General features: G+C 34.6%; 10 protein-coding genes and 1 tRNA gene. 7 read left to right on the top strand and 4 right to left on the bottom strand.

Annotation, left to right across the window (positions count from 1 at the left end):
- Window positions 1-2 precede the first annotated feature (2 nt).
- A tRNA-Glu gene (locus tag VK161_RS10660) sits at window positions 3-74 on the top strand.
- Window positions 75-231: 157 nt separating this feature from the next.
- Window positions 232-483, top strand: coding sequence for a 30S ribosomal protein S20 (rpsT, locus tag VK161_RS10655; protein WP_324214766.1), 252 nt, complete (start codon window positions 232-234; stop codon window positions 481-483).
- 81 nt (window positions 484-564) lie between these two features.
- Here the strand turns inward: rpsT and VK161_RS10650 are convergent, their stop codons facing one another.
- Window positions 565-960, bottom strand: coding sequence for a response regulator (locus tag VK161_RS10650; protein ID WP_324214765.1), 396 nt, complete (start codon window positions 958-960; stop codon window positions 565-567).
- Window positions 953-2,674, bottom strand: a complete 1,722-nt coding sequence (locus tag VK161_RS10645) for a PAS domain-containing sensor histidine kinase (RefSeq protein ID WP_324214764.1) — start codon at window positions 2,672-2,674, stop codon at window positions 953-955. Before VK161_RS10645 ends, VK161_RS10650 begins: the two co-directional genes overlap by 8 nt.
- A 148-nt stretch (window positions 2,675-2,822) precedes the next feature.
- Here VK161_RS10645 and typA point away from each other — a divergent pair, with 148 nt between their 5' ends.
- The 5 genes from typA to VK161_RS10620 all read left to right on the top strand — a co-directional run bounded on the left by typA (window position 2,823) and on the right by VK161_RS10620 (window position 9,072).
- Window positions 2,823-4,619 carry a translational GTPase TypA gene (gene typA, locus VK161_RS10640; protein ID WP_324214763.1) on the top strand — a complete coding sequence of 599 codons (1,797 nt, stop codon included), beginning with the start codon at window positions 2,823-2,825 and terminating at the stop codon, window positions 4,617-4,619.
- Window positions 4,620-5,013: 394 nt separating this feature from the next.
- A complete protein-coding gene (locus VK161_RS10635; protein ID WP_324214762.1) occupies window positions 5,014-7,026 on the top strand; it encodes a tetratricopeptide repeat-containing sensor histidine kinase in 2,013 nt (670 codons plus the stop codon).
- A 5-nt stretch (window positions 7,027-7,031) separates the two neighbouring features.
- Window positions 7,032-7,781, top strand: coding sequence for a LytTR family DNA-binding domain-containing protein (locus VK161_RS10630; RefSeq protein ID WP_324214761.1), 750 nt, complete (start codon window positions 7,032-7,034; stop codon window positions 7,779-7,781).
- A gap of 132 nt (window positions 7,782-7,913) precedes the next feature.
- Entirely contained in the window at window positions 7,914-8,597 is a 684-nt protein-coding gene (locus VK161_RS10625; protein ID WP_324214760.1) for a hypothetical protein, read from the top strand.
- A 4-nt stretch (window positions 8,598-8,601) separates the two neighbouring features.
- A complete protein-coding gene (locus VK161_RS10620; RefSeq protein WP_324214759.1) occupies window positions 8,602-9,072 on the top strand; it encodes a lipocalin family protein in 471 nt (156 codons plus the stop codon).
- A gap of 325 nt (window positions 9,073-9,397) precedes the next feature.
- On the opposite strand, the gene VK161_RS10615 is transcribed toward VK161_RS10620, so the two are convergent.
- On the bottom strand, window positions 9,398-10,312 hold the full coding sequence (locus VK161_RS10615; RefSeq protein ID WP_324214758.1) for an alpha/beta hydrolase: 915 nt from the start codon (window positions 10,310-10,312) through the stop codon (window positions 9,398-9,400).
- A 1-nt stretch (window position 10,313) separates the two neighbouring features.
- Window positions 10,314-12,368 carry a choice-of-anchor L domain-containing protein gene (locus VK161_RS10610; RefSeq protein WP_324214757.1) on the bottom strand — a complete coding sequence of 685 codons (2,055 nt, stop codon included), beginning with the start codon at window positions 12,366-12,368 and terminating at the stop codon, window positions 10,314-10,316.
- Window position 12,369 lies beyond the last annotated feature (1 nt).

Below are 12,369 nucleotides of genomic sequence, written 5' to 3'. Positions count from 1 at the left end.
ATGGCCCGTTCGTCTATCGGTTAGGACGCCAGGTTTTCATCCTGGTAAGAGGGGTTCGATTCCCCTACGGGCTACAACGTTAGTTGTAAATTAGTTTTATAAAATTTAAAATCAGTGTCTCGGTTTTTTATTTTATTAGTTAAAACCAAAGTGTTCGCTAAGGCAAATGTGGGAGGTTTTTCTTTTTTAACTAAGTATTAATTAATAATAATTACAATTAAATCAAGAAAAATGGCAAATCATAAGTCAGCTTTAAAAAGAATTAGAAGCAACGAAAAGAAAAGAGTATTAAATAGATATCAGCATAAAACAACTCGTAATGCAATAAAAGCATTAAGAATGGCTACTGATAAAACTGATGCAGCAGCTAAATTGGCTGGTGTTATCTCTATGATTGATAAATTAGCTAAGAAAAATATTATTCACGATAATAAAGCTTCTAACTTGAAATCTAAGTTAACTAAGCATGTAGCTAAGTTATAGTATAATTTACTAACTCATACAAATAAAAAAAAGCTTCCAAATTTGGAAGCTTTTTTTTATTTGTATGGTATTACTAAAATGTTAGTCGTGTTTAATATTGTTGAGCATTTCAACCGTTATAGGTTTAGGTAAAAAATCCAACACCATAGGGTAGTTTTTTGATTTGTTGATGTCTTTTGGATCAATCGATGAGGATAAAACAATGATTTTTGTTTTTGGAAACGCCTGACTAAGATTTTTAGAAAACTCATCCAGAAACTCCCATCCATCCATAATAGGCATATTTAAGTCTAAGAAAATTAACTCGGGGTAATCGTCACTTTTAGATTCATTATTAATTGTATCAAAAAATTTCAAGGCCTCTATACCGTCTTTGGCGGATTCAATTTCGCCAGTAAAATTGGCTTTCGCAATCACTTTTTTACACAACATTAAAGTGATTGGGTCATCATCAACGCACAAAATTTTGTTAAGCATTCTGTTCTTCTTTGTTAAAGGTTATAGTAAAAGTAGTTCCGTAATCTACTTTGCTTTCTATTGTTATTGTTCCTCCCATAGCTTCTACCTGCGACTTTACTAAATACAAACCGAGACCTTTGCTATCGGTATGGCTATGGAATCGCTGATACAAACCAAATATTTTTTCACCGTGACGATTCAAATCAATTCCCATACCATTATCTTTAAAAACTAAAATTGATTTGTCTTTGTCTTTTTGACTGGTAATTGTAATTTTTAAAGGTCTGTTTATGTCTCTGTATTTCAACGAATTTGTGGTCAAATTTAGTAAAATACTTTCTAAATACGATTTATTGATGAAAAGTGTTGGACATTTTTCCAACGACATCTTTAAAATAGGCGAATTGGAGTTAATTAAAAAATTCAACTGATTGAAAACATTCTCAAATACTTCTAAAATATTCACTTCTTCTTTTTCGATAGAAGTACTGTCTTTTATGACTATTATTTTAACTAAATCATTAATAGTCTCGTTTAGTAAATGGGTTGATTTTGAAAATCCATTGATCAGCTCGTTCAATTCAGGGTCTTTAATTTCAGTATCTTCAATCAAATTTAGCAAACCAGTTAAATTGGAAAGTGGCGCTTTTAGATTGTGTGATATAATGTAGGAGAATTGTTTTAAATCTTTATTGTTAATGGTTAACTCGTTGATTAATTGTTCTCTTTCTTTTTCACGTTTTTTCTCTTGAGTTATGTCTCTTTGAATTGATATCCAATGCGAATGTTCATTGTCTTTATTTGTGATTGGTATAGTGGTGAAATTTACCCAGTATTCTTCTTTCTTTTTATTCAGATTTAAAACTTCAAAACTAAATTCAACTTTCTTTTTCAAGGATTCAGAAATTCGTTTAAAGTCACTCTTCATCGAATTTTTATTCATGAATACGGCAGGAGTTCTTCCGATAACCTCTTTTGGTTTGTAGCCTGTAATATTTGTGAAAGCCGGATTAACATAGATGATCTTAGGAATTCCTTTTGAAGCACTATTAACCTCTGTAATAATTACCGAATCTTTCGATTGCGTAATTACTGTTTCCAAAAGTTTCAATCGCTGTTCTTCTTCTTTTAGTTTGGTAATGTCCTGCATAGCACCAATAATTCGAATCGGTGTATTGTTGTCATCCATAACCAAAAAACCTCTATCGTAAACGTATTTGTAGCTTCCGTCAGCACATTGAAACCGATAGTAATCTTGCCATTTTTCTGTTTTTTGTTCAACGTTGGTGTATACTTTAACCGACATTTTTAAGCTGTCTTCAGGATGAATTTTATCAAACCACCATTGGAAATTATCACCAACTTCATTTTTTTTATACCCAAAAACACCATAAATTCCTTTGTTCCATATGAATCCACCCGTACTCAAATCCCAATCCCAAATGGTATCACTCGTTGCTTTGGAAACTATATCGTAACGCTCATTCGATTTGGTTAAATCTTCATTAATCATTTGAAGTTCATCCAACATACGACTGCTCTTCTGATTGTTTTTTTCTATCAGGTATTTTTGAATAAATGTAAGGATTACTGAAGTAGATAAAGCGACTAAAAGAACCGCAATTAAACTGTAATGGTCGAAAAATAAAAAGATAATTAATTGACTGGTGAATACCAATGAGAAAGTAACTACAAAATAAGAAAGTATTATTTTATTCGATTTTTTTTCCATTACTTCAAAAATAGAAAAATTTATTAATATTTAAATGTGCATCGTCCTTTTTTATAAACAATGAACTTTAAATAATGTTTAAACTATATTAAATAGTAATTTTTTTAATCAAAATAAAGTGTACCTTTGCACCCACTAAAAAAGACACATGGAATCGATTAGAAACATCGCTATTATTGCTCACGTTGACCACGGAAAAACGACTTTGGTTGATAAAATTATGTACCATTGCCAATTATTTCGTGAAAACGAAAACACAGGCGACTTAATTCTTGACAACAACGATCTTGAACGTGAAAGAGGAATTACCATTACTTCAAAAAACGTTTCAGTGGTTTACAAAGGAACAAAAATCAACATCATTGATACTCCAGGTCACGCCGATTTTGGTGGTGAAGTAGAGCGTGTATTGAATATGGCTGATGGTGTTTGTTTATTAGTAGATGCTTTTGAAGGTCCGATGCCTCAAACACGTTTCGTACTTCAAAAAGCCATCGACTTAGGTCTAAAACCATGTGTTGTAATCAACAAAGTGGATAAAGAAAACTGTACTCCAGAAGAAGTGCACGAAAAAGTTTTCGACCTAATGTTTGAATTGGGTGCAGAAGAATGGCAATTGGATTTCCCAACTGTGTACGGTTCTGCTAAAAACAACTGGATGTCGGATCATTGGGAAAATGTTACCACTAATATCGAAGCATTATTGGATATGGTGGTTGAACACGTTCCTGCTCCTAAAGTTTCAGAAGGAACGCCTCAAATGTTAATCACATCATTAGATTTCTCTTCATTCACAGGTCGTATCGCAATCGGTCGTTTGGAAAGAGGTGTTTTAAAAGAAGGAATGCCCATCTCACTAGTAAAAAGAGACGGAAAAATTATAAAATCACGCATCAAAGAATTACACACTTTTGAAGGTTTAGGCCGTAAAAAAGTATCCGAAGTTATAGCAGGTGATATTTGTGCTATTGTAGGAGTAGAAGGATTTGAAATTGGTGATACTATTGCCGATTTTGAAAACCCAGAAGCATTGCAAACCATTGCTATCGACGAACCAACAATGAGCATGTTATTTACCATCAACGATTCACCGTTCTTTGGTAAAGAAGGAAAATTTGTTACTTCGCGTCACATCAAAGATCGTTTGGCAAAAGAATTGGAGAAAAACCTTGCTCTTAGAGTAGGTGATACGGATTCTGCTGATAAATTCATGGTATTTGGTCGTGGTGTACTTCACTTATCAGTTTTAATCGAAACCATGAGAAGAGAAGGTTACGAACTACAAATTGGTCAACCTCAAGTTATCATCAAAGAAGTAGACGGCGTAAAATGCGAACCAATCGAAGAATTAACCATCGATTTACCTGAGCATTTATCAGGTAGAGCGGTCGAATTTGTTTCGGTTCGTAAAGGCGAAATGCTTTCCATGGAAGGGAAAGGAGAGCGTATGATTGTAAAATTCAACATTCCATCACGTGGAATCATTGGATTACGTAATCAATTGCTTACGGCTACTGCTGGAGAAGCAATCATGGCGCACCGTTTCATCGGATACGAACCATTCAAAGGTGAAATTCCAGGAAGAAATAACGGTTCGTTAATCTCTATGGAAAACGGAAAAGCCATCCCGTATTCAATCGATAAACTACAAGACAGAGGTAAATTCTTTGTTGATCCTAACGAAGACATTTACGAAGGTCAAGTTATTGGTGAAAACACACGTTCAGACGATATGACGGTAAACGTTACTAAAACGAAAAAACTATCCAACGTACGTTCTTCTGGAGCTGATGATAAAGCACGAATCATTCCTGCTATCAAATTCTCATTAGAAGAAGCCTTAGAATACATTCAAAAAGACGAATACGTAGAAGTAACTCCAAAATCACTTCGTTTGCGTAAAATCTACTTGACAGAAAACGATAGAAAACGTTTCAAAATCTAATCACAGATTTATATAAATACAAAAACCATCAGCGCAAGTTGGTGGTTTTTTATTTGTAGCTATTTCCAGCTATTCGTTCCAAGCTTTTTTACTTCAAACTATTTTTGTACGCTTTTCAATAGCTTCCGTTGGTCGCTCTTCAAAAGCAACAAAAATTAGTTTTCAGTGGCAAAAGGCTTTCCTCTACTATCTGGGCTATTTCAGTGCTCAGTCGCAGTCACAGTTTTCAAAAATCTGCGAATCAGTTCAATCCGTTTCAGCCGCATCCCAAAATCCAACAATCTTATAGTCCTAAAGTCTTGCAATTCTATAATCGTACAGTCCAAAAATCTAAGCAGCCCAACTAGTCTAAAAAAATAAATACCTTTGTAAAAAGTAAACCGCAAGCACAAATATGTCCAAATCCCAAATCAGCATTCCAAAATTTGTATTTCTAATTCGATTGCTGTTGCTATTGGGTTTTATCAATGTTCAAGCCCAAAACAAAAACCTAGATTCGCTCAAAGCTGTCATCAACAGTCGTGCACACGATACGACAAAGTTAAAAGCCATCAGTTTTGTTTTGGTCAATACTTCTAACACTTCTAAGCAATACAATTATTATAATGAATTGTTCAAAAACGTAGCTATTCGCCTATTAAAGCGCAATAATACATACCGAGAAACTAATGAAAGAGCTTACGATGCTTTGGGAGTGTATTATATGAACAAAGCCTACCAAAATATGCAAAGTGATTATTTGCTGACTATAAAATACTTGAACAAAAGTTTAGAATATTACAGTCCAAAATATTTTGTTACACAACGTTATAAACCAGCCAAAGGCTATGTCTTAATGAATTTAGGTGTGATGTACAATAAAATTGGTAATACGAGTCAATCCATCAATAATTACTTTGAAGCGCTCCATGTTTTCGAAGATTTTAATGACAAAACTTCTATTTCCTACGCTTTTCAAAGTATTGCTAATTTGTATTTTGAACAAGAAAAGTTCAATGACGCACTCAATTATTACACTAAGGCTTACAACATCTATTATAAAAAAGAAAATCTCAGTTTTCAAGACAACATACAAAAAGTACTGTTGTTCATTAGTATCGGAAAAACCCAACAAGAGTTAAACAACTGTGAGCAGTGCAATTCAAATCTAACTAAAGCATTGACTTTAGCATTGAAACTCAATGATAAAGATGTTTTGTCTGAAATTTATTTCAATTTAGGTCGTAACGAAGAAAGATGTAAAGGTAATTTAGAATTGGCATTGACCGAATACAAAAAAAGTTTGTCCAACAGCAAATTACCCGAAAATAATGCCAATTCGCTCATTGCTATCGGACGTGTTTTACACCAACAAAATAAATTTTCAGAAGCCGAACACAACCTAACAAAAGGACTGGAGTTTGCTAAAAACATCAATCATCTCGAATTTCAAAAGCATGCATTAGAACAGTTGTATCAAATTCATAAAAAAAATCAGCAATTTGCAAAAGCACTTATAGTCGGAGAACGATTGAGCGTTATCAAAGACAGCATCAAAAAAGAAGAAAATGATAACTTGCTTACCAAGAAACAATTGCAATACGAATACGAAGCCAAACAAAGCCAACTTAAATTACAGCAAGAACGAAAACTCAGCTCCATTACACTTGAAAATCAAAAGAAAAATGCTTTTAAAAATAGTTTGCTAATCGGACTTTCATCTCTTTTGATTTTGCTTGTTGTTGGAGCTTATTTTCTCTATAAAAACTACAAACAAAAGCAAGCCATTGCTCAATTCGAAAAGAGTGCACTCAACCAAAAACTCTTATTGTCGCAAATGAACCCGCATTTTATTTTTAATTCCATTGATAATATTCAAAGTTTAATTTACACGAATCAAAGCGATCAAGCCTTGAATTACCTCACTAAATTCTCTAAACTCACGCGTCAAATTTTAGAGAATTCAAGTGAAAATTATATTTCGTTAGAAGAAGAATTGATGATGATTGACAACTACCTTTCCATTCAAAAATTACTTTACAATAATAAATTTGACTTTACTATCAACACTTCAAACGAATTAGAAACCGAACATATTTTTGTTCCACCAATGCTTACACAACCTTTTATTGAAAACGCCATTAAACACGGATTAATAAATATAACTGAAAAAGGCCAAATTAGGGTGCGATTTGAACTTCACAACGGCAAACTATTTTTTGAAGTAACGGATAACGGAACGGGTTTTTCAGAACATCAAAAGGCAAGTGGAAACAAGTCGTTGGCCATGAAAATTACCAAAGAACGATTGATGCACATTGCCAATACCAAAGACTTTGAAGTGCAAACTGAAAACCTTGTGGACGAACATAAAAATACTGTTGGCGCCAAAGTATCTTTTGAGATTCCGTATATTTACGAAAATTAAAAACGATGTTAAGAGCTATTGTTATTGATGATATCGATGCGATCCGAAAGAAAAATATTGAGATCATTAAACTCAATTGTCCCAATGTTGCCATCATAGGACAAGCTGATAGTGTAGAAACTGGAATCACTTTAATCAAACAAATTGTTCCCGATTTAGTATTTCTCGATGTAGAAATGCCCGACGGAACAGGTTTCGATTTACTGCAAAAACTAAAACCCATCAATTTCAAAGTGATTTTCATAACGGGTTACGAAGATTTTGCCATTCGCGCTTTTCGTTTCAGTGCCGTTGATTATTTGCTTAAACCTCTCGATGTTAGTGATTTAGTGGAAGCTGTAAACAAAGCCGAAGAATCATTAACCAAAGAAGTACTCGAACTCAAACTCAATACCTTGTTTTCCAATTTAGAACGTCCTAAAAACCTCCAAAAATTGGTTTTAAAAACGGCAGAAAAGATATATTCTGTTAATATTCAAGATATTGTCAATTGTGAATCCGATAAAAATTACACTACTTTTTATTTTATAAATGCCCCAAAATTAGTGGTTTCTACTACTTTAAAGGAATACGAAACACTATTAAAACCGTTCAACTTCTTCCGAACGCATCAATCGCATTTAATCAATTTATTGTACTTTGATCATTTTATTAAATCTGATGGAGGAAACACAATCGTGATGAAAAACAAAAGTGCGATTCCGCTTTCCAGCCGCAAAAAAGAAGAATTCTTAACCCTTATTGATACACTTTAGCGTTTACTTAAAAAACGAATTTTCAGCCAATGCTCGCTAACTTTCAATAGGTTCTAGCGCATATTCATTTGCCGGTTTTACCACTTTTTTTCTCTCTATTTTTGGTACTCAAACTTTAAAAATAGATTAAAAATGAGAAAGTTAATACTACTTTTTGTGGCTCTTTTTGCCTGTCAGTTGCAAGCGCAAATCAAAGTGAAAATCAACGACAAACTCGTTACCGAAGGAGTTTCCTTCAAAGCAGAAGACATCCTAAAAATGGAAGTCGCTTTTGATAAACCCAAAAAACTAAGTTACTATGGTTTAGGCCGACTTTATTTTTGGGTAGAAATCCTAAAAGAAAGTGGCAATTCCTACGAAGATTATCGTACTACTGTTGATGGCTCTAACGCAATAGAAGCCTATCTTATGGATGTAAACGATTTTAAAACATTTTATGCCGATGGCAAAGTTCCCTACGCATTTAAAATTGTAAGTTCGAGTAAACAACACAGCCTGCCTGAACTTTTTCTACTCGCTGGTCGTTGGGCTGACCAAAAAACACTTAAAATTAGAGTTTCATTATTCTTTAGAGACAAGATTGGATACGAAAAATACGGCGATGCAGTCGAATTGGTAAAACCATTTACAATTAATGTTGATAATACTTATTTCTTCAACGAAGGTCAAAAACAAAAAGAACAAGACAAGATCGCGGAAGAGGCAAAAAAAGCAGAAGATGCAAAGCGAGCTGAAGAAGCCCGAATTGAAGCTGAAAAGCAAGAAAAAGCCAAAAAGAAAAAAGGCTTATTAAATAGTGTACTAAATAAATTATAAAGAGATGAAAAAAACAATTTTTATGATGGCAACAGCAGCCAGTTTGGTCTTTGCTTCTTGTAAAGGAAATGCTGAATCAACCGAAGGTGAGACAACTCAAACAACCGAAACTACAACAGTAGCAGAAGAGCCAGTAGCAGAAGAACCAGCAAGTATTGTGGGTGAATGGAAAATGACTGATTTTAATGTGGATATGGAAATCCCAAAAGGCCAAGAAAAAGCGATTGAAGACATGAAAAAGAAAGTGATTGAGTCAACAACTTACACTTTCAAAGAAGACGGAACCATGAGTTTCAAAAACAATTTAGTCAAAGAAGCAGGCGGAACCTATACGTATGCCGACGGGAAAATCACCTTCATAGACAACAGAACAAAAAAAGAAGAAGTGCTCACCGTTGATGAACTTACTGCAAATAAACTGGTTTTCTCGGTTGAACAAGCAGGAAGAAAAGCAAGCATGTCGTTCGCAAAATAAGCACTACTAGGTTAACTAATTCAATAACCATCAGCGCAAGTTGGTGGTTTTTTATTTGTAGCTATTCCAGCTATTCGTTCCAAGCTTTTTTACTTCAAACTATTTTTGTACGCTTTTCAATAGCTTCCGTTGGTCGCTCTTCAAAAGCAACAAAAATTAGTTTTCAGTGACAAAAGGCTTTCCACTGCTATCTGGGCTATTTCAGTGTTCAGTCACAGTGTTCAAAAATCTACGTAAATCAGTTCAATCCGTTTCACCCGCGTTCCAAAATCCTACAGTCTTATAATCCTACAGTCTTATAGTCCAAAAATCTAAGAAGTCTAACTCATTCCCCAAGCAAAAACATTAATGGAATTTCCAATCGTTCAGCCCAAGCCGTTTCCGAGTGATTCGTTCCCGGAAAAAATCGCGTCATCCAATTGACTTCAGTAAATCCGTTTTGTTTCATCGCTACATCTACTTTTTGCTGCAATGGAGGATAAAGTGCATCCAATGTTTGGTCTCCACAATCAAAGTAGATTTTGTTCTTTTTTATCTTTGATAATCTACTTTTCAAATACGTCAAAAATGCCTCTGGAATCGGATTGTTTTCTACCGTAAAAGTGCCCGGCCAATGCGTCGATAAACACGCTGCGCCACCAAAAACTTTTGGGTATTCGCACATTGCATACATCGAAATCAAACCACCCATACTCGAACCCGCAATAAACGTATTGTTTTTGTCTTTTTTAGTAGAAAAGGTTTGGTCTATAAAAGGCTTCAACTCTTTTACCAAAAACTTCAAATACAAATCCGAATACGGGTGAAATTCTTCAGTAGTTCTTCCTGCTTTTTGCAATTGTCGGGTTACGGTATCGCGTTGGGTTTGAGTCATGTTCTCAAATGGCTTCTGCGGAAAATATTCAGGATGACGCTTGGCATTATTATTCCAAATTCCCACTACAATAAATTTTTTGGTTTTTCCTTCCGATTGAAGTTTTCCTGCTGTTGCATCTACTTCCCAACAGGTTTTGTTCCATGATGTAGTAGCGTCGTACAACATTTGTCCGTCGTGCATATACAAAACCGCGTATTTTTCATTTTCTGAATAGCCATCGGGTAACCAAACATCGATAGTTCGGGCATCAATGAATTTTGAAGAGAAATTTTCAAATCGTTGTACTTTTCCCGAAGTAACATTTACTTGCGCCATTCCATCCCAAAAGATCAGAATGAAAACTATAAAAAGGATTTTTTTCATATCATCGTTTTAATGTAAAATGTCCGCGAAGGGTTTGATTGTTATCTAAATCAACTTTAAACCAATAATCGTCAGCGGGTAATTGTGCTCCGTTTAATGTTCCATCCCAACCATCGCCAATCAATAAAAATTGCTTTATTAATTTTCCAAATCGATTAAAAACAGAAACAATTGACTGCGCATTAGTTCCCAATTTAATTCCTTTCAAATTCCACTTTTCGTGAATTCCATCGCCATTCGGAGTAAAATACTTCGGAATCATAACTGTGGTAAAATTTTTAGTTGCAATTCCACATTGGTTTTCATCGTAAACAAAAACGGTATGTTCACTAGAATTCAAATTAGTAAACACATTGCTGTTTTGATAGTTGATTCCATCCAATGAATACAAATAATCACCATTTCCTGAAACGATGATTTCAGCCGAACTTTCGTTGTCAAAACCAATCACAATAATGTCTTCGATGGTGGCAATTTCTGAAACAACAACTGTGAATGACTTCGTTTTTTTACAACCATTGGCATTTTCGATTTCAACAGTGTACGTTCCTTGAGTCGAGACCGAAATGGTTTCAGTAGTTGCCCCCGTATTCCACAAATACGACACAAATCCGCTGTCAGCAGTTAAAGTAGCCAATCCTCCATTGCAAATTCCGATGGTTTCATCTGCAAAAATTGCATCGAAAGTTAAAATGGTTAGTGTGACTGGAACAGCTGCATAACAATTACTGTTAGTGATTTTAGCATAAATTATTTGAGAAAATGGAGTCGTATTTTGATACGAAAAAGGCAAAGGAGTTGTACTTGTAGCGCTTTCGTAATAAGCAACATTATAGTAACTTGGTAAATTGGTGAATAGAGTAGAAGTGATTTCATTCAAATCGGTAATTCGGATGCCATTTTGAATAGTGTCGTCATCACAAAATGAATAATTTTGTTGATTTAGTGTCAATTCAGGAGCAAACTCCAAAACGATTTCAGAAGTTACGGTACAAGTTGCTGAATACGTTACATCAACACTATATATGCCGTCTTGTGCATTCGTGTAAGGTGGATTGAAAGTTAAAGTGCTATTGGTTGCTCCAATTATCGGATTTCCATTAAAATTCCACTGATAATGGGTTGCGCTTGGAGAATTTGCATTTAATGTGAGCATCTCGTTCGGGCAAACGGCATTATTGGTCGCAATTTTTCGATCTTGTCCTAAATCAACACCAAAACTAAAACTACTTCCTTTGAGGAAAATGGCCGAGTCGTAGCGGTAATTACCCTCATCAGCAATGACTAATTTGATGTGGTAAGTTGTACCCGGAATCACATTGGCTTGTGCGGTTAAAATTTTTGTTTGTCCGTTGAAATTAGTGGGATGATTAACATCGTTAAATGATTCAAAATACTGTTCGTTTTGCGCAGGGCAACCACCCGGAATTTCAGGATGTACCGAAGTCACTTTTACGGGAATGTTGGTATTTGGGATAACTGCAAGATTTTGGTAATTAGTATCGCCAGCTGCTTTTAATAGAAATGCAAATCCATCAGAATACTGACACGTTGCCGTTCCGTGGTATTCTTCCGAAGAAAAAATATAGTCAAAACTAATTTGGCTTCCCAACGGAATAAAATCAAATTCTAAAAGGGTTGCATTAAGAGTATTGGTAACACCAAGCGCTTGATTTAAATCAGAGTCACCTGTCCAACCCATGCTTCCACCATCGTCAGAAACAAATGAATTTGGACCTTGAGCATTGGCAATTTTTCCGGTACTCAAAATGATTCCATCGGAAAAAGGAAATGAGGTTCCATTCGAATTAAAATAACCAAAACTTTGTTCGCCGCCAATAAAATTTCCACCCGAAACACTTACATTAGAAATGGTTGCACAACTTGTGTTGAACAAAACATCTTGAACCAATTGAGTTGTAGTATAACTTTCGGAAGTGGTAATGGTTTGTGAAAAAGAATAATTAGTTATAAGAAAGAACAATAAAAAACACCTTTTAAAATTGTAGTTTTTAATGATGTGATGATAATTTGCTCTATGAAAACTAACGTTCATT

The organism is Flavobacterium sp., from assembly GCF_035299245.1.
Lineage (GTDB): Bacteria > Bacteroidota > Bacteroidia > Flavobacteriales > Flavobacteriaceae > Flavobacterium.
The sequence above is the reverse complement of the archived record's forward strand: the minus strand, read 5'-3'. Positions and strand labels throughout refer to the sequence as shown.

Excerpts from the sequence above, each read along its gene's own strand:
- VK161_RS10650 (WP_324214765.1), bottom strand. The coding sequence starts at position 960 with ATGCTTAACAAAATTTTGTGCGTTGATGATGACCCAATCACTTTAATG.
- VK161_RS10610 (WP_324214757.1), bottom strand. The coding sequence starts at position 12,368 with ATGAACGTTAGTTTTCATAGAGCAAATTATCATCACATCATTAAAAAC.
- VK161_RS10630 (WP_324214761.1), top strand. The coding sequence starts at position 7,032 with ATGTTAAGAGCTATTGTTATTGATGATATCGATGCGATCCGAAAGAAA.
- VK161_RS10620 (WP_324214759.1), top strand. The coding sequence starts at position 8,602 with ATGAAAAAAACAATTTTTATGATGGCAACAGCAGCCAGTTTGGTCTTT.
- VK161_RS10635 (WP_324214762.1), top strand. The coding sequence starts at position 5,014 with ATGTCCAAATCCCAAATCAGCATTCCAAAATTTGTATTTCTAATTCGA.
- VK161_RS10615 (WP_324214758.1), bottom strand. The coding sequence starts at position 10,312 with ATGAAAAAAATCCTTTTTATAGTTTTCATTCTGATCTTTTGGGATGGA.
- VK161_RS10625 (WP_324214760.1), top strand. The coding sequence starts at position 7,914 with ATGAGAAAGTTAATACTACTTTTTGTGGCTCTTTTTGCCTGTCAGTTG.
- VK161_RS10645 (WP_324214764.1), bottom strand. The coding sequence starts at position 2,674 with ATGGAAAAAAAATCGAATAAAATAATACTTTCTTATTTTGTAGTTACT.
- rpsT (WP_324214766.1), top strand. The coding sequence starts at position 232 with ATGGCAAATCATAAGTCAGCTTTAAAAAGAATTAGAAGCAACGAAAAG.
- typA (WP_324214763.1), top strand. The coding sequence starts at position 2,823 with ATGGAATCGATTAGAAACATCGCTATTATTGCTCACGTTGACCACGGA.